Annotated in this window: 22 protein-coding genes and 1 other RNA gene; 21 read left to right on the top strand and 2 right to left on the bottom strand. The window is 47.6% G+C overall.

The window, feature by feature from the left end:
• Window positions 1-39: 39 nt before the first annotated feature.
• Genes D9N13_RS24360 through D9N13_RS24355 form a run of 3 tightly spaced genes read left to right on the top strand, consistent with a single transcriptional unit; the run spans window position 40 to window position 969 of the window.
• Window positions 40-231 carry a TauD/TfdA family dioxygenase gene (locus tag D9N13_RS24360; protein WP_411268195.1) on the top strand — a complete coding sequence of 64 codons (192 nt, stop codon included), beginning with the start codon at window positions 40-42 and terminating at the stop codon, window positions 229-231.
• Window positions 189-794, top strand: a complete 606-nt coding sequence (locus D9N13_RS19820) for an AEC family transporter (RefSeq protein ID WP_290593581.1) — start codon at window positions 189-191, stop codon at window positions 792-794. The genes D9N13_RS24360 and D9N13_RS19820 overlap by 43 nt, the downstream gene beginning before the upstream one ends.
• Window positions 709-969, top strand: coding sequence for an AEC family transporter (locus tag D9N13_RS24355; protein ID WP_411268194.1), 261 nt, complete (start codon window positions 709-711; stop codon window positions 967-969). Before D9N13_RS19820 ends, D9N13_RS24355 begins: the two co-directional genes overlap by 86 nt.
• A gap of 906 nt (window positions 970-1,875) precedes the next feature.
• On the opposite strand, the gene D9N13_RS19815 is transcribed toward D9N13_RS24355, so the two are convergent.
• Window positions 1,876-2,715, bottom strand: a complete 840-nt coding sequence (locus D9N13_RS19815) for a hypothetical protein (protein WP_290593579.1) — start codon at window positions 2,713-2,715, stop codon at window positions 1,876-1,878.
• A 162-nt stretch (window positions 2,716-2,877) separates the two neighbouring features.
• Here D9N13_RS19815 and D9N13_RS19810 point away from each other — a divergent pair, with 162 nt between their 5' ends.
• The 18 genes from D9N13_RS19810 (at window position 2,878) to D9N13_RS19725 (ending at window position 23,635) form a co-directional block, all read left to right on the top strand.
• Window positions 2,878-3,156 (top strand): hypothetical protein, encoded by a 279-nt coding sequence (locus D9N13_RS19810; RefSeq protein WP_290593577.1) that lies wholly within the window; start codon window positions 2,878-2,880, stop codon window positions 3,154-3,156.
• Window positions 3,157-3,380: 224 nt separating this feature from the next.
• Complete coding sequence (locus tag D9N13_RS19805; RefSeq protein ID WP_290593575.1) at window positions 3,381-5,780, top strand: integrase catalytic domain-containing protein; 2,400 nt, start codon at window positions 3,381-3,383, stop codon at window positions 5,778-5,780.
• On the top strand, window positions 5,777-6,871 hold the full coding sequence (locus D9N13_RS19800; protein ID WP_290593573.1) for an AAA family ATPase: 1,095 nt from the start codon (window positions 5,777-5,779) through the stop codon (window positions 6,869-6,871). Before D9N13_RS19805 ends, D9N13_RS19800 begins: the two co-directional genes overlap by 4 nt.
• Complete coding sequence (locus D9N13_RS19795; protein ID WP_290593571.1) at window positions 6,864-8,165, top strand: TniQ family protein; 1,302 nt, start codon at window positions 6,864-6,866, stop codon at window positions 8,163-8,165. The genes D9N13_RS19800 and D9N13_RS19795 overlap by 8 nt, the downstream gene beginning before the upstream one ends.
• 14 nt (window positions 8,166-8,179) lie before the next feature.
• Window positions 8,180-8,893 (top strand): hypothetical protein, encoded by a 714-nt coding sequence (locus tag D9N13_RS19790; protein WP_290593569.1) that lies wholly within the window; start codon window positions 8,180-8,182, stop codon window positions 8,891-8,893.
• 219 nt (window positions 8,894-9,112) lie between these two features.
• On the top strand, window positions 9,113-10,063 hold the full coding sequence (locus D9N13_RS19785; protein ID WP_290593567.1) for an Abi family protein: 951 nt from the start codon (window positions 9,113-9,115) through the stop codon (window positions 10,061-10,063).
• A gap of 95 nt (window positions 10,064-10,158) precedes the next feature.
• Window positions 10,159-10,398, top strand: coding sequence for a transcription factor (locus tag D9N13_RS19780; RefSeq protein ID WP_290593565.1), 240 nt, complete (start codon window positions 10,159-10,161; stop codon window positions 10,396-10,398).
• A 30-nt stretch (window positions 10,399-10,428) separates the two neighbouring features.
• Entirely contained in the window at window positions 10,429-12,426 is a 1,998-nt protein-coding gene (locus D9N13_RS19775) for a class I SAM-dependent DNA methyltransferase (protein WP_290593564.1), read from the top strand.
• Window positions 12,426-13,754 (top strand): restriction endonuclease subunit S, encoded by a 1,329-nt coding sequence (locus tag D9N13_RS19770; RefSeq protein ID WP_411268201.1) that lies wholly within the window; start codon window positions 12,426-12,428, stop codon window positions 13,752-13,754. The genes D9N13_RS19775 and D9N13_RS19770 overlap by 1 nt, the downstream gene beginning before the upstream one ends.
• Before the next feature lie 131 nt (window positions 13,755-13,885).
• A complete protein-coding gene (locus D9N13_RS19765; RefSeq protein ID WP_290593562.1) occupies window positions 13,886-15,157 on the top strand; it encodes an AAA family ATPase in 1,272 nt (423 codons plus the stop codon).
• A gap of 9 nt (window positions 15,158-15,166) precedes the next feature.
• A complete protein-coding gene (locus tag D9N13_RS19760; protein ID WP_290593560.1) occupies window positions 15,167-15,832 on the top strand; it encodes an RloB family protein in 666 nt (221 codons plus the stop codon).
• Between the two features lie 5 nt (window positions 15,833-15,837).
• Window positions 15,838-19,032, top strand: a complete 3,195-nt coding sequence (locus D9N13_RS19755; RefSeq protein ID WP_290593558.1) for a type I restriction endonuclease subunit R — start codon at window positions 15,838-15,840, stop codon at window positions 19,030-19,032.
• The gene (locus tag D9N13_RS19750; RefSeq protein ID WP_290593556.1) at window positions 19,032-20,135 is read left to right on the top strand and encodes an ATP-binding protein; all 1,104 of its coding nucleotides are present in this window, start codon (window positions 19,032-19,034) and stop codon (window positions 20,133-20,135) included. Before D9N13_RS19755 ends, D9N13_RS19750 begins: the two co-directional genes overlap by 1 nt.
• Window positions 20,136-20,179: 44 nt before the next feature.
• On the top strand, window positions 20,180-20,728 hold the full coding sequence (locus D9N13_RS19745; RefSeq protein WP_290593554.1) for a winged helix-turn-helix transcriptional regulator: 549 nt from the start codon (window positions 20,180-20,182) through the stop codon (window positions 20,726-20,728).
• A 104-nt stretch (window positions 20,729-20,832) separates the two neighbouring features.
• Window positions 20,833-21,009, top strand: coding sequence for a hypothetical protein (locus D9N13_RS19740; RefSeq protein WP_011399984.1), 177 nt, complete (start codon window positions 20,833-20,835; stop codon window positions 21,007-21,009).
• A gap of 227 nt (window positions 21,010-21,236) precedes the next feature.
• Window positions 21,237-21,614: a TIR domain-containing protein gene (locus D9N13_RS19735; protein ID WP_075267763.1), complete on the top strand. Its 378-nt coding sequence runs from the start codon at window positions 21,237-21,239 to the stop codon at window positions 21,612-21,614.
• Entirely contained in the window at window positions 21,611-23,038 is a 1,428-nt protein-coding gene (locus D9N13_RS19730) for an SIR2 family protein (protein WP_290593545.1), read from the top strand. Before D9N13_RS19735 ends, D9N13_RS19730 begins: the two co-directional genes overlap by 4 nt.
• A 9-nt stretch (window positions 23,039-23,047) precedes the next feature.
• Window positions 23,048-23,635 carry a toll/interleukin-1 receptor domain-containing protein gene (locus tag D9N13_RS19725; RefSeq protein WP_290593543.1) on the top strand — a complete coding sequence of 196 codons (588 nt, stop codon included), beginning with the start codon at window positions 23,048-23,050 and terminating at the stop codon, window positions 23,633-23,635.
• Between the two features lie 224 nt (window positions 23,636-23,859).
• Here the strand turns inward: D9N13_RS19725 and ssrA are convergent.
• Window positions 23,860-24,212, bottom strand: a transfer-messenger RNA (tmRNA) gene (ssrA, locus tag D9N13_RS19720).
• Window positions 24,213-24,266 lie beyond the last annotated feature (54 nt).

Genomic DNA, 24,266 nt, shown 5'->3' with positions numbered 1-24,266 from the left:
ACACAAGAAGCGTAAGAAGAATTGGGTCGGTTTCCGGAAGTGACCCAATCGGTCAGCAAGTCAATTGACAGGGAAGTAGGGGATCTAATGATATTCAGCAATAGACGTTGTCTTCACAGCCGGGCCAGGATTGATGGTCAGCGCTGGTTGCAGCGTTGCTATGGTTCTACATTGGTGGGGTTAGGGGAGTGGTTTATCTTATTTCCCCGGCCGTTATATTTTTGGCTGTAATTGAAGCGCCAGCCGGATACAACTACTACTCTTTCGCGGCCAGTGCATTCTTACTGTGCTCATTCGTGTCTTTGTGTGCACTGATCATTGGTAGATTGATTTGGAAAGACAGCACAGCTTTTTTATTTGCGTTTGGAGGAGGTACGGGAAACACTGGCTACTTTGGCCTGCCCCTGGCCATTGGCCTTTTTGATGCTGCGGGGGCAGCCCTGGCTGTCTTTATTATATTAGGTGTTAACCTTTATGAATTTTCACTAGGCTACTTTCTCACTGCCAGAGGGGTTGGGACGGTTAAGGAAAGTCTCAGCCGTCTGGTGAAGCTGCCTATCCTTTATGCTTTCGTTATTGCTGCTATTCTTCGGCAATTGGATGTCGATGTCAGTGGTGTACTAAGAGAAGGGCTTGCGAATTTCAAAGGCGCGTATTCTGTATTGGGCATGCTGGTTATTGGCATCACCTTAAGCCACATTTCAAAACTTGAAATACCTCATCGTATCACTGTTTTGGAAATTCTTGGTTTGGCCCTTAATCGGACTGTTTGTGATATGGATTATTCCCTATGAACTTGATGTGGTCGAACGATCTATGATCATGCTAATGACCACAGTGCCTATGGCTGGTAACGTGGTCATCATAGCAAACCAACTTGACGTGCATCCTGAAAAGGCCGCCACCGCCGTAATGGCGAGTACGCTGCTTGCGTTAATCTCCGTACCGCTCTTTATAGGGATGAGTTAATCAGAGCCTGGTTTTTGTTTTCCCATTTTGAACTTTTTTGCAAATGGTATGGCTTTATTCTCGGATACACGGGCGCCTTTCAGGTTCCAGATAGTCAACAATAAGTTCCCTTTAGACTAACCACTTTACCCGATAAACCTTTTATTGCACCGATAGGAATCCGTTGATTTGAAGAGTTCTCTGTTCTCTGGTCAGTGTGAGATGGGGCGATACGCAGGGCTGGTAGCGAAGGGGGAACGCATAAAAGAAGACATAAAAAAAGGTGAACTGTTGGGGAACGTCCAAAAGTTTGGCCAAAAATTTGACATAAAGTTTGGCCAAAGCACTCATTTTGGTTGATGCTTGAACAGTTTGGCTTGTTTTGCCTTCGGCTCCCCTCCCTTCAGGGAGGGAGCTGAGTGATGGCTACAGCTGTAATTTTGGTCAACCTTAGGCCATATTATTAACGACTACAGAGCCAATTGCAGCGCCATGAACCAACTCTATGCCAAACCTGAGTAGTTGAAATGAACAGTGTACCCCTCACTCGATTGTTTGAGCTGATGCAAGCAGGCGTTTATTCAGGCTGCTTGGCCGTCATTACCGATGAGGTGCCGACGGAGGAGATGATAAGCAGTTTAAGTGGTAAAGCTCGGCAGCATTATCGAACAGTCAATTTATGGAACCTCTCGAGTGAGGGCTCGTTAAATGCGTTTCCAGTCGACGCTGAGTTGATTCTGGTTTTTGGGTTGGAACGGCAGCTTCCCGATAGCCCTGTAACGTATCAGGCCAGGACAAAGTTGGACGTACGTAGAAACAGCGGCTTGTTTTCAATGATCTGTCTTGACGAAGCTTCATTCCGTTGCCACTTCAGCAATAGTGAAGAGCCGTTTTACAATTTCTGTGACAGTATCTATCAAAAGAGCATTAGCGATTGGATATAGAGCTCGCGGCAATTTCCGAATGTGAGAATGCCAGACCAAGTTCCTTTCGTTCAGGGGTGATAATAGGAGGTGGAAGGACGATCAGTTTTTCGCCATCCGAATGTCTGCCATACCCACCCCGCCAAAGCACATACTCCGTGTCCATGGTGATATAACGCATCATCAGCTCATCATCGAGAATCAGGGTCGTGGGATCTGGCAGTGTATCCAGCCAGAGAGCTTTGAATCTTTCATAAAGCAGCGGCCAAATTTCCCTAAAAATCGGGTGCCGAGCAACATTCGGGAATGCTCGTGCTGCCTGGGTCAAATGATAATAAATCTCGGCATTGCGTCTTATCTTTTCTTCAACAGATTCTGTCGTCTGCTTAATTCGCGCCAGCTGTACCAACCCCAAAATAATTGCGAAGCCTTGTACCGAACCGGTTTCGGCCAGTGCCTGACTGTTGCTACGGCCAAAAATGGGGCGATGGGGATTCGGATTAAGTATTGATCGGTCTGGCAGCCCCCAGTACACACCAGGAGATTGGTCTGTCTTGTAAGGGGATAGCAGCTTTTCGATTTCGGCTGTGCTGAGTTTCACGGATGACAGTAGCGGATAAAGCGGCAAATCAAACAGGCATTTCGTTTCTGGGTAGCGAGCTTCTATAGTCCTGCGATTACTCGGACTGATGCCGGAGCCTGCAAGCCACCGTCTGATCTTCTTCCTGGGCTCGGATTGGTCTGGAAACAATGCTGATCCCAAAGCTTGCTGTCCCAGCCCAGTCTTCTTCATCAAGTACTGGATGATCAGCTTGCTTCTCAGTCCCTCCAGATCTGATTTCATTAGTTGAACTCTCTTAACCACCATTTTTCCGATTATATCTACACATCCCTTCAAATTGTATTGGGACGTTTTTTGAAGTGATTTTCCGAGTTTTGCGTCCCTACCAAGCGTAAACATAACAAGGTATAAGTTGTGTCTATTCATCTCCAGATATGACTAGGTATGACTGGTAATTTTATGCGGCAAAGAAAGCTCATCATTGAATACACATCGAAACAAATGATTATGCAGAAGTACGGACCGCTACTTTCGCTGGAAGAGATTAGAGATGTTTTGAAATACAAAACCGAAGAGGCGGTAAAGAAGGCGTATTACAAAGGAACGCTGCCCATCAAGCTGGTGAAAATTGAAGGCCGGGCAGGTTTATTTTGTTCTGCCCAAGCAATGGCAGACTACATTGATCAGGTAGATAAGGAGGGTACTGAAAATGTAATGGCTTAGCGCAGATAAGGAGTTAGAGGTCGGTACTCAGGTCGGCAAACCTGAGTACCGAAGCGAATCTTTTGGTAGGATCGCTATTCCTCAAGCTTCCTACAAAACCACCAAAAAAGCAAGTTTCTCGAAACATCGGGCGGGCTTAGTTCGCGCCACTGAAAACTGGTGCAGCTGTTCAGCCCGATGATTCTGGAGCTTGTCGGCAATATTTATAACTTGAGGAAATAACTATGTTGACTGACATGCAACTCGAATCATATTTCGAATCCATTAACCTTCCACAAAAGGGTCGCGATTTCGTTCGCCGCGTAAGGGGCTCCGATCCATCTCGTTCGGTAACCGAGGGCAATCTGGAGAATGTAAGCTCCATCATCTACTCGGAGAAAATGGGGCATACCATTCAGTCCGAAAGCAGCACTGGAGAATACCCCGCAATCTACGAGTATGAGTTTGAACCCCATGTGCTTGAATATTGGGAACAGCTGCCATCCGTAAAAGTAACTGGATACAACAAGTCAGGTCGCAAGACCTCGTGGAAACTTCGAGCGGATTTCTTGTTGCTGACCAAGTGCGGAGTGATCGTTGATGAAATCAAGAGTGACAATTATATCAATAAGAAGATTTCAGAGGGGCATCCAGCCTGGAGCGTTGACGATCAAGACATTGCTCACTATTTGCCTGCCGAAGAATACTTTTTGCAGCTTGGTATCGAATATCGCATAAGAAAAATATCGTCGTTCAACAAAAAGCTTTTATTTAACCGCCGTCTCCTCATGTCATCCCGCCAGGAAGACCCGCCAAGCCCAAAAATTATTAACAAGGTCAAGTCGGCCCTGACGAAAAACTTCTCAATGACGATGAAAGAACTTGTTGAGTCGTTAAAGTTAACTGATGTAACGCCTTTGATCCAAATGATTGACAAAGGCGAAGTGTTCTGCGAGCTCGATAAGGAGTTTCTGAGCGACTACGAAAATTTTCATCTTGCCTTGACAAAAGAAATGTCTATGCAAGCACGATCATTGAGAATGCAGGACCGAATGGGAACCAATTTGATCGGCATTGAAGTTGGTGGCTTGCCTTCTCTTGCGCATGCCGAAAGCACACTGGAAAAACTGGATAGAATCGAAAAAGGAGAAAACAGTCGATCAGTCAGGCGTTGGATCAAGCAGATAGAAGCAGGCAAAAAGGAGGGATTGAGTCCATTTGAATCACTGTTGCCGCGCTATGCAAATTCGGGGCGTCGAGAGGAGCGTTTTTCAGATGAAGAAATCGAGGCTTTTCAGGAAGCGGTCGACCACTATTATGCCAATAAACGGCGATCCAACGTGACTTCCGCCTATATTCGCTACCGGAGATTCATGCAAGAAAACCATCCTGCACTGGATTTTATGTGTGAATCCACGTTTCGCAGAAGATTGCGTAAGCTCGATCCTAAAAAGATCGCTTATAAGCGTGGTGGTAAGCGAATGATGCACGCCAATTCAACCACGAGTGCACTGGAGACAAGGAGCCTAAAATATCGTGTCCCATTTCAGCGAGCGCACATTGATCATACCAAAGTGAAATGCTTTCTTGTTTGGGGTACAGATGGCCGAACTGATTTTTGTGGAAAGCCCTGGCTGACGCTGTTGATTGATGAGGCAACGGATATGATTCTGGGCTATCACTTCAGTTTTGCATCGCCCAGCCGAATGGCCGATGCCTGCGTGCTGAGAGATTGCGTTAGACGTTATGAAAAGTTGCCCGAAGAGGTGATTGCAGATCATGGCACCGATTTTAAATCAGCCTACTTCCGTTCACTCCTGGCCTCTGAAAAAGTGACGCTGACTTTCAGGCCAACATCGTGCTCCAAAGCTGGCTCGGAAGTCGAGCGTGTATTCAATGAATTTCTTACCCAATGGCTGACGCAGCGTGACGGGAATACCGCAAATCGAGTCGCCGCCAGAGCGGTGGATGGCGCTTTTTCTGCAAAAAGAATGGCGGTTTTTGATCCCGAAGATTTTCTTTGGGAATTCGATCAGTTTGTGGCTCACCGTAATAATCGATTGCGTGGAGCAAAGACCCAAACGATTGAAATGACGTTCAATCAAAACTCAAATCTGTATTCCTGTGTGGGGCGAAAAGTCCAATATGACGAAAGGTTCATCGTTGCCACGGCTGTGGAATCCAATGACTACACCATTGAGCGCAACGACATCAAAATTGATCACATTCGTTACTCCCATCCCGCTCTCAAGAGTACCCGTGTTGCCAAAACCAAAGTCGAAGTTCGGATCGAACCTGAAAATCCCTATATCGTTTACGCTTATATAGGGGGCAAGTGGGTATCTTGTGCCGCGACTGGGGCAGTTGAGTTTATGGAGCGCACCAGTATCTCCAAGCGCGTAGAGACCTTGAAGATACGTGGCGCTGGCTCCCTCCGCGCATACGCCAAGCGACACGCCCAGGATGATCTTGCCGAGAGGCTTGATAAGGCGGACGCACGCCTGAGGAAGGCCAAAGAAGTGGGTTGGCTTGAAGTCGAAGATTTACCCAATACCGACGACAGCGAAGTCAGTATCAATATCTTCAAACAGCTCGCCAACGCAGAAGTTAAACGGTTATCAACCTCTACCTGGAGCCAGCCATGATCAATTACACCGATATTGCCAAAACGATTAACACGCTTGATATCAACCATCCCATATGGACACGAACTCTTGAGCTTGCCTATGCGAGGATTGCGCTGGCCGCCCCAGGCCAAGTGGTTTGCGTAATAGGACCGCCAAGGGTTGGAAAATCCCGTATGAGTTCGATTATCCGCAGTATGCTCAACCTTTCAGGGATTGGTATTGATGATCCTCAGTCCCTGTCGATTGGTGTACGGGCTTCGAATTGCAGCACCAACGGAGCTTTTAGTACCAAGGACTTTGCCCGCAAAGCCGTTGTGGCGCTGAATCATCCGATACTGTCTACTTCAGCCCGTGATGACACCCATACTCTAATCAGGCAGGAAACCGAAGGCGCTTACTGGCTGGCGCTTGAGCGTGGCTTGCCAGCCGCCGGTAAACGCTACTTGTTTATCGACGAGGCGCAGAACATCTGTCGTGCCAAGGGGCGGAATGGCGCAGGTTCAGTGCTTGATGCCTGGAAGTGTGTTGCGGAAGATACCGGTGTGGTACTGGTCTTAACCGGTACCTATGAGCTTCACAATGCCATGCAGAATTCAACCCACATGCTGGGGCGGAAGAGCTTCGTGCACTTCCCCAGATACCGGGTGACTCGTGAGGACATTTCAGGGTTCCATTCCATTCTTCAGACCTACGCGGGTTATCTTCCTCTCGCGCCTGAGCTGGAAAACATCCTCGCCTATAGCGAGTACCTCTACTCCGGGAGCCTTGGTTGCATAGGCCTGCTGGAGCGATGGTTCCGAGACGCTTTGGGCAATGCCATGGTGCGCAACAGTTCCATTGATCTTCGTGCTTTGGAAGAGTCTCGAGCCTGCGACACGGATCTCGCCATTACCTTAGAGGAGATTATTGCGGGCGAGGAGATGATGGCTGCCAGCGGTATTGAGACCCCTGCATTGAAGGTGGCCTCTCAATTCAAAGAGCCCGAGGCTGTATCGAAAGAGGAGTCGTCCACCAAAAAGACGCGAAAGCCGCGTGAGGGGAAGCCTTTTGTCTGCAAACCTGTACGGCGCACCGCAGGTGAACGGGTTCCAGGAGAGGTTCATGTTTGATATCCCATTAATGGGCGAAGGAACGGGAAGCGTGGAGGCGCTTCCCTCCTATCTTCACCGATGCGCCTATCATCATGCTGTACCAACCACCAAGTTTCTGGAGTATCTGCACAGGGAGTGCAATCGGCTCCATGACCAGAAGCAAACTTACTTTAAGGCATCTCAAACGGTGTCGATGCGTAGCCTGTTGACGTACGGTGAGTACCCTCGCATGTACGTAAAGGTGATAAAGCACCTCACTGGGCGTGATGTGGCATCGGCTACATTTTTGCCGTTGATGGCGGTGGTCAGTCAGCCACAAGTGGAAATATGCCGAAGTGCTCGGTGGTGTCCGGAATGTTTCAAGTCCATCAGAGACCTCGGTAGTGAACCTTACATCAAATTGGTATGGCATTTGTCCGAGGTGACCCACTGCCCGCATCACCATACGCCACTTCTGGAAGCATGCCCTCACTGTGGCGCGGACCAGAATGCGGTGGGGCGCAAGTTGCCATTGGATGTGTGTCATAAGTGCGAGCGGAGTTTGAGTGAGAGAACGGTCGCGCCCGCTGAGATTAGCCCTTCCTGGGCATACCAGGCAGGTGATCTGCTCCGATTGCTGACTCACATCCCCCACCGATCAGGTGACTGTATTAACACGAGAGGCCTCATTAAGCCTGAGGGCTTGGAACGATCGATTAACGACTTTTCGATCCGCTGCGCCGAGCCAGAGTTTGATGCGGCGTACGAATACTGCTGGACCAATAAAGATGTACGCAAACAGGTTTGGGGTTGCCAGTCGATATCACTGCGCACCGTGCGCGCTCTGGCCCACCTCACAAACGTCGATATTATCGATGTGCTAACCGGCAATCTGCTAAATCGAACCAAGGCGATGCGTTACCTCTGGCGGCAGCCAGTGCCGGAACCATTGGCGTTAAATCGCAGCCGGGATAAACACGACCATGGCAAATGTTTTCAGCGGTTAACTGAACTGGCTCGATCTGAAACGCCGCTATCCCTGAAGGAGGTGGCCCGCAGAGCAGGGCTAAGCATCGGCTACATCAACTATCGCTTTCCGGTGCTCAAACAACAAATCGTTGCACGCTATGAAAAGCATTTGGAGCAATTGGCGCTGGATAAGCACCACCGGGCCATGCAGGCGGCGCTCAGATACTTCAACAGCAGTCAGTATGAGAAACACCCAAAGTCCAGGAAGCAGGCGCTTAAACACCTGTTGGATGAAACGGATCTGACCAAGCTCTACCTCAAGCCAGCCATAGAATCAGCGTATCAAAAGTACCAACAACAATAACAGGGGAATATCGAATGGGGGAACCGCTGGAGCGATTTTCGGAAGCACTCAACAGCATCTACTACTTACACAACCCTGCCATAAAAATGGACGAGGCTCTGGTATTGAGCCTATGCGATAGGATTCTGAGCAAAAGTGAGACAGACCAGAGGCGGCTAAGTGAAATTTTTGAAATTCTGAGTGCTAATGATCGACATTTAGAGCTTAACTCCCTTGGGCTCGCTGAGGTAAAAGAGCGACTTACATGTCTTGATCAATTCAATCATGGGCAGCGATCGGCTCCCTATTCACGAAGTCACCACCTCTATCTCGCCAAGTACACCTTGTTGGCCAAGACGGTGCTGCTCGTTTGTTACCACCATGGTCTAAGTCGTGATGAACTGGCAGAACTCCGGGTATCTAGCCTTACCGTCGCTGATGAGGTGGTGACGCTGACGACGCTCATGGGTGCCACTAGGCCGCTTTTCGACCTGGAGACTGCGTACCACCAAACCCTGGAAGCCTGGTACCGCCTTCGTGGATATGAAGAACCGCAAGAGTATCTGTTTGGTGCCATCCTGAAGGATGGCCGGTTATCGCCTTACCCCATCACAGCAAGCTACTCCGAGCTCGCGCGCTTTGTGTTTTTGGCTGATACGGGATGTCATCAGGCCGAATGGGGGGAGGCGTCTGTTGCGGAGTTGACTATTGGGGCCGGCAGCGGGCGGCTTGCCGTTTTCGAGCATTAAGGCTTGTGTTTTGGCTGCCGAATATATAAATTAGCTAAATTATATATGGCGACTTGAGTTTGTAACTTATTGATCTAAAAAGCAAAAAGGCCCTCCTTTCGGAGAGCCTTTCTGATTGAATCTTCGCATCTTGGACCCCTTCAAGCTGACCGAAGTGAGCAGAGAAAAGATATAAACCCAAGTGCTTACGGAATCTAGTATAGGATAGGAGGCCAGCGAGTGCAACCCGCCAATATTCAACAGACTCATACAGACATATCTGTCGCTCGGCTATCCAGCTATCGAACGATGTTTCATGGAGCAAATGACCATGAACTCTATGGCATATATTGCTGGAATGAGGCCCTTTCCGCAACGCTATTCCGGTTAATTTCAATCACCGAGGTTGTGATGCGTAATCGCTTCCATACTGCGCTCAGCTTGCACTTGCATAGTCACCGCTCCGTAGGCAGAAACGATTCAAATGACTGGTACAACCATATTTCACTGAGCGCAAAGTCCTCCGATAAGATTAGGGCTGAAACCCATTTCTATCATAAGAAAAGTAATTCATGGCGCCCCAAAAAGCGTCAGCCCTCGGCCAACGATGTAGTTTCTAGAATGACATTTGGATTCTGGCCGAAACTACTGGATATAAGCGGAATAGCATGGGGGCAACTGCTTCCGCAAATTGTTCCCGGCCATCGCTATAAAGACGCTAAATACTGGTCTGTGATCAAGCATCAAGATGCGTTTTACGCACGCATGGATCTGGTGAATCGCATCCGAAATCGTATTGCCCACTTTGAACCGGTTTGGAAGCAGGGTGATTTGTACGAAGAAAGACGAGAGCGACCTGGCTCACCTAAACCTATCATTGAGTTTCATGCTCCCGCTTCACCAACGGAAGTTATTCTCAGGCTCAAACTCATACATGATCGCATCACAGAGCTACTGAAATGGCTATCACCTGATCGATACAATGATTATATGAGCAGCTATGTAGAGAGACATTTCAACTGGATTTGCTCTGCCGAAGGACTTGATGCCTACAAGCAGTTGCAACCTGGGGTGAATATGCCAATGGCTCGCTTCAAGCGGGAGCTCAATAGTCTCCTTGCGCGCCAGGCCATGGTAACGGTCAGTCGTAAAAACCGCCCGGTAGGTACTTACTACCCGATGCTTCGATGAATCCGACCAACTAAAAGCAGCTTATGGCTTGCACCAGGCGAAACCAGTATATAAATTAGCTAAATTATCTAAGAGACGATCTTGAAGGTTAAAAAATGAACGAATCCGAGATCTATGAACAGATTCGCAAAGCCCTGGCCGATGCGCCTCGTAACCAGTACACCGTGGAGATGCATCTGCAAATGATTAAGTACGCAGACAAGCTCAAGAACGTGACCTCCAAAGAGTTCTGCGAGGGTGTGGGCCTCAAGCCCAGCTTTGGTACTGAGTTCAGCAAAATGCGGAATCTCACCCAGCGCTTGAAATCAGCGGGTCTGAATACCGACCTCCTCTAATTCAACAATATCAAAAATTGGAATCCATCAATGCAAGAAGTAAGAACCAGCGATAGTACAACTCTTTCCAATTTCATCTGGAAGGTTGCCGACGACCTATGGGGGGATTTCAAACACACGGATTTCGCCCGCATCATTATTCCTTTGCTGCTTCTGCGCCGCCTTGAGTGCGTGCTGGAACCCACCAAAGAAGCGGTACTGAAAGAGTACGAAAACGAAAAAGACTCCGGTATTGATCTGGACCTGATCCTGCCGTCGTTCTCTGGCTTGCCGTTTTACAACATCAGCCAATACACCCTGGATACCTTGGGCGGCACCAACACCCGCGCTAACCTGGAAGACTACATCAGTAAGTTCAGTGCCAATGTGCGGGTGATCTTTGAAGAGTTTGGCTTTATCAATACTATTCACGAGCTGGATAAGGCCCGCCTGCTATATAGCATGACGCGCCAGTTTGCCGCCATTGATCTGCACCCGGATGTGGTCTCTGACCGGGTGATGTCGAATGCCTATGAAGACCTGATCCGCCAGTTCGCTGCCAGCATCAACGAAAAGGCTGGGGAATTCATGACCCCGAAAGATGTGGTTCGCCTGGCCACCAAGCTGGTATTGGCACCCGATGAAGCCGTGTTTTCGGAAAAGGGCGTTATCCGCACCGTATATGACCCAGCCTGCGGTCTGTTGGGCTTTATCAGTGATGCAATCGACCAGATCAATCAAATGGGCTCTACCGCAACTATTGTCCCCTTCGGTCAGGAGCTAGACCCGAAAACCCACGCCATGGCCCTCACCGCCATGCTGATCCGTGGCTACAAATCAGAAAACATCGCCCAGGGCAGCACACTCTCTAACGACCTGCACCGTGATAAGCGCTTCCACTATGGCCTGGCGAATCCCCCCTTTGGTATCAAGTGGGAAAAAGACAAACCTGCCGTTGAAAAAGAACACAAAGAGTTGGGTTACGCAGGGCGCTTTGGGCCGGGATTACCCCGCGTCAGTGACGGTTCCATGTTGTTCCTGATGCATCTGGTCAGCAAAATGGAGCGCCCCGAAAACGGCGGTGGTCGAGTTGGTATCGTACTGTCTGGTTCGCCGCTGTTTACCGGTGATGCAGGCTCTGGTGAAAGCGAAATTCGCCGCTGGCTACTGGAGCAGGATTTGGTAGAAGCCATCGTGGCCTTGCCAACCGACATGTTCTTTAACACCGGCATTGGCACCTATGTGTGGATTCTGTCCAACCACAAAGAAAAACGCCGAAAGGGCAAAGTGCAGCTGATTAACCTCAGCGATACCTGGTCTGCCATGCGTAAATCCGAAGGTACCAAGCGTCGATTCTTAAGTGATGAACAAATCGATGATGTGGTGCGCGAATACGCTGATTTTACCGAAACCGAGCGCAGCAAAATCTTCAATACTACGGACTTTGCCTACCGAAAGGTCGCCATCAAGCGCCCGCTCAAGGCCAAACTGGTCATCACCAAAGCCAAAATCAAAACCCTGTTCGATCAGAAAGCGTTTGAAAAACTCGATGAAGCCCAGCAAACCGCCTGGATTGACTACTTCAGAGAACTGATCTCACAACCCAATGGCGGTGAGCAGTCGTACACCTGGGCTTTTGACATTGTGAAGGCTAAGAACAAAGGAGAAGGCTTTGGTAAAACCACCAAAGCACTTGCTAACGCCTTTATTGCTGCATTTATGGAGCGCGATGACGACGCCGAGCCGGTTTTAGACGACAAAGGCCAGGTAATTCCTGATACGTCGTTGAATGATACCGAAAGTGTGCCCTTTGGTACCTCGGTAGAAGACTACTTTAAAGCCGAAGTGTTGCCCCATGTGCCCGATGCGTTTATCGACTACAGCGTGCGCGACAGTAAAGACGGAGAAGTGGGCATTGTCGGCTATGAGATCAACTTTAACCGCTACTTCTATCAATATGTACCGCCGCGTGACTTGCATGACATTGATGCGGACTTAAAAGCTTGTGAGGCGCGTATTCAGGCCCTGCTGGAAGAGGTGGCTGAGTGATGCAGGGCTATCCGACATACAAAGATTCCGAAGTGGAGTGGATAGGACGTATTCCTGCTTCTTGGGATATCAGGCCGTTATTTACTGTAGCCTCTGAGTCAAAAATATCCAACAAAGGGATGATAGAAAACAATCTATTGTCACTCAGCTATGGGCGAATTATTCAGAAAGATATCGAAACACTCGGCGGGCTGTTGCCGGAGTCGTTTGAGACATATCAGGTGGTGAATGAAAACGACATCATTTTTCGGTTAACAGACTTGCAGAATGATAAGCGCAGCCTGCGCTCAGCAATTTGTAGGGAACGTGGAATTATTACTTCGGCCTATGTTGCGGTTACTCCCAAGAAAATTCGGCCGAAGTTCATGCACTATTTAATGCGTTCGTATGATGAAATCAAGGTCTTTTATAACCTTGGTAGCGGCATGCGCCAGTCTCTCAAATATGATGAATTAAAACGTCTGCCTCTTGTTACACCTCCAGAGAGTGATCAAAAGCAAGTTGAGGATTTCCTCGACCGAGAAACCGCCCGCATCGACAATCTGATTGCCGAAAAGCAAACCTTTATCAACCTGCTCAAAGAAAAGCGGCAGGCATTGATTAGCCATGTGGTCACCAAAGGCCTCGACCCCAACGTCAAAATGAGAGACTCCGGTGTCGAGTGGATTGGTGAAGTGCCGGAGCATTGGGAATGCGTGTCATTAAAGCGGTTAGTTCGCAATATTGAACAAGGTTGGAGTCCCGAATGCCATTCAAATCCCGCAAAAGAAAATTGTTGGGGAGTTTTAAAATCTGGGGCTGTCAATGGAGGAGTTTATCAAGCCCAAGAAAATAAAGAGCTTCCAGAGAATTTCCTGCCAAGACCAGAGATAGAAGTCAAATCTGGCGATCTAATCATGTCTCGCGCAAGTGGGTCTCGTGACCTGATTGGTTCTGCTGCATATGTGTATGAAACTCGTTCAAAACTGATGCTATCTGATAAGCTATTTAGGCTAAATTGCTTAGATGATATCAATCCAGAATTTGTCTCCATTTGCCTGGGTTCGTATCCGCTACGTCGGCAAATAGAGCTGGCTATAGGTGGTGCGGAAGGGTTGGCTAATAATTTGTCCCAATCAAATATCAAAAGACTATTCCTAGCAAAGCCCCCTAAAGCCGAGCAGGGCTTGATCGTAAGTGCGCTGAAAAAGCGCCTAGAAGGATTCGATAGAATTATTGTAGAAACCTCACGATCTATCGAACTCTTGCGAGAACACCGAACCGCTCTTATCAGTGCCGCCGTTACGGGAAAAGTCGACGTTCGCAACTACAAAGAGGAGGCGGCTTAGGGGGGGGGCACTGATTAGCGGGCTATATTTGACGAAAATTACCAAAAATGACACTTTAATCTGTCTAAATTTAAGGTTGTATGCTAAATTTTGGATTAATTTGTCAAAAATACAATTTTGGGAGAATCTCAATGCTTATTGAGATGAATGTGGCGAACTTTCGTTCGCTTTGTGGCACGCAAACCTTCAGCCTGGTTAAGGGCAAGGGTGACGAGCTGGCAACATCCAATGTCTTTAAGGTTGAAGCCGCGAATGAGTTTGAGTTGCTGCGTTCGGCCGCCATTTATGGCCCCAACGCCAGCGGTAAGTCCAACTTTTTGCGCGCTTTGCAAACCATGAAGCATATTGTGCTCGAATCTGCCGCGAGCCAGCAGCGCGGTGATCGCTTGCCTGTTACTCCATTCCGGCTTTCGGTAGATACCCGCCAGGCACCCAGCGAGTTTGAAGTGACGTTTCTGGTGGATGGTGTGCGTTATCAATATGGCTTCTCCGCCACGCCTGAGCAGATTCACGAAGAATGGCTTTTGGCCTACCCCAAGGGGCGTGCCCAGCGCTGGTTCACCCGTGTATGGGCAGCTGATAAGAAGCAATTTGAATGGGAGCTAGGCAGTAGCCTGACAGGCGAAAAGCAATTGTGGCAGAAGTCCACTCGAGATAATGCATTGTTCTTATCAACAGCGGTTCAATTAAACAGTGAGCAGTTACAACCGGTTTTCGACTGGTTTAAAACCACGCTTCGAATGAGCAATGTGGGTGGCTGGGCTCCGTCGTTTAGTGCTTCGTTGTGTGAAAACGATGAAAAATCCAAAGTGATGGAGTTTCTTCATGCCGCGGATATTCATATTGACGACGTTTTAATCGAGAAGAAAACATTTGATCCTGATGACCTACCTTCTGATATGCCTGAGGCGCTGAGAGATGCAGTCATCGGTCAAATGAAGGATAAAAAGACGCTGGAAATCAAAACGGTCCATAAAGGCAGTGACGGCAAGCCAGTCATTTTTGATTTTGATGAGGAGTCTGACGGAACAAGAAAGCTGTTTGCTTTTGCCGGGCCATGGATTGATGCGCTTGAAAATGGTTACGTCTTGTTTATTGATGAACTGCACGACAATCTGCACCCAAGGCTTGTACGTTTTTTGGTTGAGCTTTTTCACAACTCCGAAACCAATCCAAATAATGCGCAATTAGTTTTTACAACCCATGAAACGTCAATTCTGAACCAGGAAGTCTTTCGTAGGGATCAGGTTTGGTTTTGTGAGAAAGATAAAGATCAAGCGACTGAGCTTTATCCGTTAACTGATTTCAGTCCGCGCAAAGGCCGTGAAAATCTAGAGTTGGCTTATCTTTCTGGGCGCTATGGTGCTTTACCGTTTGTGAAGAAAATGCGCTCGGCGAGTTAAGGGGGCTTTGTGGGATCGGAAAATCTATTTCATAAGCGCAAAGCGAAAAGTGCAAAAAACCTGCAAAGAAAGGGGGCTCGAAGAGCTGCCTACAAAAAGATTTTGATAGTCTGCGAAGGCGAAAAGACTGAACCGAACTACTTTGAAGGTGCTCGCGAGTATTATGAGCTTAATACAGTGAATGTTGAGGTTCGGGGTGATTGCGGTTCCGACCCAATGAGCATTGTCAGCTTCGCTAAACAACGGTATCGAGAAGAAAAAGATGCTGGAGACCCATTTGATCAAATTTACTGTGTGTTTGATAAAGATGGGCATGCCACTTATGCCCGCGCAATAGACGCGTTGACATCTGCCACGCCGAAAGATACCTATTTCACTATCAGTTCAGTCCCCTCTTTTGAGTATTGGTTGTTGCTGCATTTCGTTTATTCAACCCGCCCATATACAGCGCTCCCCGGTAATAGTTCAGGTAATCAAGTTTTGACGGAGTTAAAGAACTACATTTCCGATTATGAAAAAGGCCGGCGCACGATATTTTCCGAGCTTATTGAGCAATTAGAACAGGCAAAAAATTATGCCAAGCGAGCACTGCAAGAAAGCGAGCGGAACCAAACCGATAATCCCAGTACTCGCGTGCATGAGCTGGTTGAAGTTTTACAAAATTTAAAGGACTAAAACGCATGGCCGCCCATCACGAAGTACATCTTGAATCCTATGTGGTTAAAAAGCTGGTCGAGAGTGGCTGGGTGGAAGGCCACAATAGCCACTACGACCCAGTGCGGGCGCTATACCCAGAAGACGTGGTGGGCTGGGTTAAGGCTTCGCAACCGCAGACCTGGGAAAAGTTGATACGCCTTAATGGAGGCGATGCGGAAAAGGCCATTTTGGATCGGTTGGAAAAGGCACTTTCCGCCAAAACAGGCGGTACTATGAAAGTACTTCGCCAGGGCTTTGATATGGCGGGTTGCGGTAATATTGCCATGAGCCAGGCAGCCCCTGAAGATACCCGTAACAGCAAGGAGGTTGAGAAATATCAGAACAATATTCTGCGGGTTGTACGGCAGCTGAAGTATTGCCCGACTCGGGAATGGGCCATCGATCTGGGTTTGTTTATCAACGGTTTGCCGGTAGCTACGGTGGAGCTGAAAACAGATTTCACGCAGGCCATTGATGATGCCATTTTGCAGTACAAACAGGATCGTCTGCCGGTAGACCCGAAAACCAACCGCAAAGAGCCACTCCTAACCTTTAAGCGCGGTGCCGTGGTGCATTTTGCGATGAGCGATAGCGAAATAGCCATGTGTACAGAGCTGAAGGGCGATAAGAGCTTTTTCCTGCCGTTTAACAAAGGTAATGATGGTCACGCCGGTAATAAACCCCGTGATGATGGTGAATACCCCGTTGCTTATTTTTGGGAAGAGATATGTCAACGCGATGCCTGGTTGCGAATTTTCCATAGCTTTGTGTATGTGGAAACCAAAGAGAAAGTAGACAAGTTCGGGATGCCCTACAAAGCAGAGACGCTTATCTTCCCTCGTTATCACCAGTTTGACGCGGTGAACAGGATGATCGACGACGCCCGTAAGCTAGGGGCAGGCCATCAATATCTGTGTGAGCACTCTGCGGGCTCAGGCAAAACCAGTACCATCGCCTGGACAGCCCATGATCTGATTAAGTTGCGCTACCCGGATGGGAAGGCATACTTCAATTCCGTGATCATCGTGACCGATAGAACCGTTCTGGATGCGCAGTTGCAGGATGCGGTAAAACAGCTTGATCACCAGTTTGGTTTGATCGAAACCATTGAGGCGAACCAGCGCGGTGGCAAATCCAAATCGAACCGCTTGGCAGAGGCGTTGAAGCAAGGGGTGCCGATTATCGTCGTAACGATCCAGACCTTCCCCTTTGCGATGGAAGCTATCATCACGGAACAGTCATTAAAGGACCGCAACTTTGCCGTCATCATTGACGAGGCCCATACCTCGCAAACGGGTTCAACAGCTCAAGGCTTGCGAGCAGCTCTATCGCTGGACGCCAAAGATAAACTCGATGAGATGACCATTGAGGACGTGCTGTTGGAAATTCAGAAATCGCGAGTGCGTCCGACTAACGTCAGCCATTTTGCCTTTACAGCTACACCTAAACACAGCACCTTTACACTATTTGGTCGACCGGAGAACCCAGCGTTGCCGGTATCAGATGATAACAAGCCTGTTTCGTTTCACCGATATACACAACGACAGGCCATCGAAGAAGGCTTTATTCTGGATGTGCTGCGGAACTACACGCCTTACGAGCAGGCATTGCGCCTTGGCGACCAGGGGTTAAACGATAAGCGTGTCGACAAAAAGTTTGCACGCCGCGCTCTGGCTCGTTGGAAGTCGCTTCACCCGACCATTGTGTCGCAGAAGGTAGAGTTCATCATCGACCATTTCAGCAAAAACATTGCCGGGCTGCTGAATGGCGAGGCGAAGGCCATGGTGGTTACCAGTGGTCGACCCCAGGCTGTTAAATACAAATTGGCCTTCGATAAATACATCAAGAAGCACAATCTTGAACACATCAAGGCGTTGGTCGCCTTCTCTGGAAAGGTTGAAGGAAAAGCCCTTGGTGATGACGACGAGAAAGAGTCGTTGGGTATCGATATTGAAAAGGAATACACAGAGTACAATTTGAATCCAGACACCTCTGGTGACTTGCGCAATGAGTTTGAGCGCAGTGAATATCGAGTGATGATTGTAGCCAACAAGTTTCAGACAGGTTTCAATCAGCCGAAACTGGTTGCCATGTACCTCGATAAGAAAATCAGCGGAGTGGAGGCTGTTCAGACGCTATCTCGCCTTAATCGAACATATCCAGGCAAAGATGAAACCTATGTGATCGACTTTGTTAATGATCCGAAAACCATTCTGGATGCCTTTAAGCAGTATGATGATGGTGCAGAGTTAGAGTCTGTACAGGATGTGAATGTCATTTACGACATGAAAGATATTCTCGACGCTTTCGGCATTTACGTACATGCGGATCTCGAAGCGTTCAAACAAGCACGCGGCAAAGCTGTTCTTGGTAAGGAGAGCGACGAAAGCCTCCACAAGAAACTATACAGCGCCACCCAGCGCCCGACCGATATTTTCAATAGCAAATTGAAGATCCTAACTGACGCTATTGAGAAATGGGATGCAGCAATAGACAAAGCTGTTGCACAAGGAGATAGAAAAGCGCAGGAGTATGCTGAAAAGCAACGCAGTGAATTTGCCACAGAGCGTGAAGGGTTAATGCGCTTTAAAACCGATCTTGCTCGTTTTGTTCGAACCTACAACTATATAGCTCAGTTGGTTGAGTTGGGTGACGCAGAACTGGAGAATTTTGCGGCTTTCGCAAAGCTTTACAGCAAACGCCTGAAGGGTATCTCCCCTGAGCAGATTGATTTAACGGGTTTGGTGCTTGCTAATTTTCAGATACGTGGTGCAAAGGAAGTCAAAGAAGAAGGTGCTAAATATGCCTTGAAGCCTATTGGCCCAAATGAGGCTGAGCCTAGCGATCGAGAGAAGGAGTTTATAAGTCAGATCATCGCACGAATGAATGAATTGTTTGGCGAAATATCAGACGATCTTGGGCGGCGTCATTTTACATCGCAAATAGTTGATATCGCGAAGCAAAATGAACGAGTCAACGAGCAGGTTGAAAACAATACAAAAGAGCAGGCGCTTCAGGGTGATTTGCCACAGGTTGTCAGATCGGCAACGGTTGATGCAATGAAGTCGCATAACGATTTGGCGAGAGTCCTGCTGAAAGATCCTCAAAATATGGCTACGTTTTTTAGCTTGGTTTACGACATTATGAAGCACGGCGAGTCAAAGGATTTGATCGAGTAATGTTTGATAAGCAACAAATTAAAAATGTCCTTCGGGAGTCTCCTGGGCTGACAGGTAAACAGATTGCTAAAGCGTTAGGTGTTAGCGATAAGTCTGCACTCAACAAGTATCTTTATGCCAATTCAGAAGGGCTGAGGCAGGAAGGCTGGAAATGGTATTTGGCTGACGAAGATTATATTTTGGAGCTGGCGACACAGTCGACGTGGATTAGCGAGAGTGATTTTGAGGATAGCTTGTCGTCTGCGGGATGCCTGTTAGGCTCGCCTGCTAACAAGTGTGTCATACGTTTTCCAGAAAACTGTAAAATCTTGTTAATTGCGGGGGCGCGAGTGATTGCATTGGCAAACCAGGCTTCCTATGTTGGCAAATCTATCGAATTGGATTTCAGCAGATGTCCAAGCACAAAGCACTATCTTGATAGGCTGGGGTTCTTCGATCACTTGCATCACAGTGTTATGGTATTGCCCGCAAGGCCTGTGGATTCCAAAGCGAAACAGTACCTTGGAAACAGTGAAAACCTGGTTGAAATTGCCTCAATAGATTTGAACAATTTTGATTATTCGCTCCCCAAAAATCTTACAAAGCGCTTTTCGCATCACGCAGGCGATGCCTATTACCAATCGGCTTTTACAATCTTTTCAGAGTTAATTGGTAACGTGCAAGAACACAGCGAAACACCTATGCCGGGCTTTGTCGCATTGCAACTTTATGGTGGTAAGCGACGCCATATCCAGACGGTTATATCCGATGGAGGGTTGGGCATTGCTTCGACGTTAAAACGAACTCTGAGTCAGCACTACCCAGATCTTTTTGAGCAACTTGAAGAAGGTAGCGTTGATACAGATATCTTTTTAGTATCACGAGCATTAACCCAAGGCGGGTTAAGTCGATTTGGTTCTAGCCCAGATGGGGATGCGAGGGGGCTTGGGCTCAGAAGTACACAGACTCATGCCGCAAAATACGATGCCATCGTTGTTGTTCGTCAGCCGACTTTTGAGTTGAAGATTCAATACAAAGATGGAGAACTAGCCGACATAAGTGAGAAGAAGGGTCTTTGCAGGATAGACGGAACACAAGTTTGCTTTGATTTTTATCTGGACTAACATTAGTATAATCTCCTTAAATTAAACCTGTTAAGCAGAAGTCTATGTTAGTTAAGCTCCTCGAACTCACTGATAATAACGACCATCCGTTCGGGAATGTTATAGGCCGTGAGGTATTTAAACGGCTGCAAGGTGTTGTAGACGAGAATCCTGGCAGAAAGTCTTTTGAAATCTCGCTTGAAGGTATTGTGGCTACAGATTCCTCTTTTCCAAGAGAGAGCGTTATCGCCCTCGCAAAGCAGCTGCGCGGGGAAAGGTGGTTTTACATCACTCACGTGAACTCGCCGGATCTCATCGACAACTGGGATTATGCCGCAACCGCGAAACAGCAATCTTTGATACTCATAACGGATAGCGAGACACGGGTCATAGGGCCCGATGCAAAGGCGTCCACAAGAGAGCTACTGGACTTTGTTCTAAGCCAGAGGGGGGTCAGCACAGCTAGTGTGGCCAAGGCTCTCGGAATCTCTGTCCAGAATGCCAGTACCAGGCTAAAAAAGCTTAGTAATGAAGGGCTAATAATGAGGTCTGAGGCATCTTCGCTCACGGGTGGGATAGAGTTTCTCTATTCAGGCCCACAATTTTCTGATTAAACGGGTTGTTTTAAACAGATTTGGCGTGTAAAGTGCGCTTATGGGTGAAAAACACCCATTTTTAATAACCCCTGGTTAAACAGCTTTATTTAAGGAGAATCAGCATGGCAACAAATCCACCTAAAGGCGATGGTCACCGCAATGGCGCGGTTCGTGATCGCTCTCAGACTCAGACTCCCAGTGGCCACTGGGTTAAGCGTGACGCTGATACTGGCCGCTTTATGGATGTTAAAACGACTGACAAAACACCATTCAAAGGTGTACGGAAAGAGAAGAAATAGATATGCCCATGTGCGCGGGCACTAAGCGAGACGGAACTCGCTGTTCAATCTTATGTGCCGAAGGGGAGAAATACTGTAGGCATCATCGCTCCCAGGGGGCGTGGAGGAGCGCAGCAGGTTTTGGAACCGCTGCATTCTTAAGTCAATTCATCGCTCCTGGATTGGGCCCAGCACTGATCGGTGGCGCGTCCTATTTGTTAGGAGAAAATGTGTTTGGAGGCACAGCAATGGTCGGAAAAAAGAGAGTATTCGTGAGCTTCGATTTTGATGAAGACCGCGTTTTGAAGGATTTCATTATTCAGCAAGCAAAGAACCCTGACTCGCCCTTTAACGTTATTGATCACAGCTTGAAGGAGGCAGCTCCAGAGCGTTCCTGGAAGGACAAGGCTCGATCGGCAATTAAACGGTCCGATATTGTTCTCGTTATGGTCGGCCCCAAGACCCATCGGGCCCCGGGAGTTTTGGCTGAGGTTGCGATGGCTAGGGAAGAAGGAATTCCTATTGTTCAAGTTATTGGATACAAAAATGGGGATTATGTTGCTGTTCCTAATGCTGGAAGGCTATATCGCTGGAACTGGGAAAACCTTAAGAATTTGTTGGGGTGACTACATTGGTTTCTATCGAAAACTTCATTAAGAAGTTCTCACGCGAAGTTGACGAGAATAATGCAGCTATCTTTGCAGGGGCAGGACTGTCAGTCGGAGCAGGATTCGTAAATTGGTCAGATTTGTTGCGTGAGATTGCGGACGAATTGAATCTGGACGTTGATAAGGAGCACGACCTAGTGTCGCTTGCCCAATATCACCTCAACGACAGAGGCGCAAATCGAGATGGTCTGAATAGGGCGATAATCGACCACTTTTTGAATGAGAATACCGTTACTGAAAATCACAGAATCTTGGCTCGCTTACCGATTGCCACGTACTGGACAACGAACTATGACGATCTAATAGAGCGGTCATTGAAAGATGCTGGGAAGATTCCGGACGTTAAGCATGCCAAGGAAGATCTACCAAGGACTATTCGAAATCGCGATGCTGTCGTTTATAAGATGCATGGTGATGCGCAGCACCCTAATGACGCAGTGATAGCAAAAGATGACTATCAAACATATATGCAAACGCGTGGGCCGTTTGTAACTGCGCTTGCAGGCGAGTTGGTATCAAAAACATTTCTGTTTTTAGGGTTCAGCTTTAGTGATCCAAATTTAGATCATGTTTTAGGAAGGATACGGTCAGAAATGGGATCTTGTCAGAGAACCCATTACTGCATACTTCGGAAAGAACAGAAGCTGGACTCAGACTCTCCTGGTGATTTCGAGTATAGGAAGATAAAGCAAGAGCACTTTATCAATGATTTGAAGTGCAGATATAACATTCAAACTGTATTGATAGATTCATACGCGCAGATCACTGACATTCTAACGAAAATTGAACGTGTCCATAAGCAAAGAACGATTTTTGTTAGTGGTGCGGCAGATGATTATTCTCCGTGGGCTGAGGCGGATGCTTTGGATTTGTGTGCGAATATTTCCGCTTTGATAGTGAAAAAAGGATTCCGAATTGTTAATGGCCTTGGTTTAGGGGTTGGAAGTGCAATCGTAGAAGGTGCCTTAAGGGAAATATATAGAAATCAACGAAGCAAACTCACTGATCAGTTGCAGATTCGCCCATTTCCTCAATCCGATGACGCTAAAAAAATGTGGAGCCGATACAGGGAAGATATGCTGGATTATGCCGGCGTTGCCGTCTTTGTTTTCGGAAACAAGGCCTCGGAAAATGGATTGGTTTTATCCAATGGAATGAGAGAAGAGTTTGATATAGCCATAGCAAAAGGAGTTACTCCCTTGCCTTTGGGATTCACGGGGAGTATGGCAGAGGAATTATGGCGTGAAGTTGTTAATAGCTTTGAGAAAATAATCCCGAAGAGTCTTCACGGTATTAAGCCTGATTTTGTTTCTCTCGGCGATAAAACCAAATCAGGGCAGGAACATTTGAAAACGCTTGAGCGTATATTGGATAGTTTGTAGGAGGCTCTAATGGCTTATTTTACGAAAGACGAGGCGCGTCAAGCAGCCCGCTCCAGAATGAATAAAAGTTATCAGTTCAACGCTAAGTCAATATTGGAGTCGGAGGCCAGATCTACAACATCGTATGAAAGCTTCGATGTGTTTCTATCCCATTCATCCAAAGATGCTGAGCTCGTCTTGGGAGTAAAAGAAATTTTATCCCGCATGGGGATTAAGGTTTACGTTGACTGGCATGACGATCCACAGGCAAATCGTGAGAATGTAACCGTTGAGACTGCGGAGCTCCTGAGAACGAGAATGAAACAGTCAAAATCGTTGATATTCCTGGCTACAGACAATGCATCGGGGTCGAAGTGGATGCCTTGGGAATTAGGTTACTTTGATGGATTCAGCGGAGGCTCGGTTGCAGTTTTGCCAATCGTTGATTATGAAGGCGCAACATTTAAAGGTCAGGAATACTTAGGTTTGTATCCGTTGGTTGATAAAGGTAGGTATACCAATGGTCAGTCAGATACATTCGTAAAAAAGCAGGGCGCTTGGTTAACGCTCGATTCGTTTAGGAAAGGAAGTACAACCTGGAATCGTTATTCCTATTAGTCGGCATCGATTTCCGCAAACGACCGGCAATCTTGCAGATTTAAGAACATTAAGCAAAAAGGCCTGAGAAATCATTAGTCTGTGATTTCTCAGGCCTTTTTTTCTTTAAGTGGGTCAGTATACCCTTGGATTTGGCCAACCTTTTTGAAAAAAGTACATAAGTTTGGCCAAAATGGCCAAACTTTGTGACTTTCCCCAACTGTGATCAGTTCACCTTTTTCAATTGGTGGAGGCGGCGGGGATCGAACCCGCGTCCGCCAATCCTCTGCCTAAGGATCTACATGTTTAGTCTTGTCTATTAATCTCGCTCGTTACGGCCCGACCAGACAGGGTGTAACAAGCCAGCCTGTTAAGGTTTTAACAGCGCCGCGCCAGGCGCGCTTTGCTGCGATCTTGTGTAAAGTTACCGACCTGTCATCTCCACAAGCAAAAAATCGGGTCGGTTTAGCCTTAAGCGGCTAAAGCGTAGTTGTCGTCGTTTGCAACTATCATTTGCAGCACTTGAAGTACGTGTGTTGCTACCCACACGACATGCACCTAAGGGTTCGTAATCGACGTCGAAGCCAATGTCGCCCCCAGAACTTCCATTATACCACTGATAGGCAAAGTAATATAACGGTTAAGTGTTTTC

This window comes from Ketobacter sp. GenoA1 (assembly GCF_003671475.1).
In the GTDB taxonomy this organism is placed as follows: Bacteria; Pseudomonadota; Gammaproteobacteria; order Pseudomonadales; family Ketobacteraceae; genus Ketobacter.
Note: the sequence above shows the minus strand (reverse complement) of the source record. Positions and strands in the feature narration are given on the sequence as shown.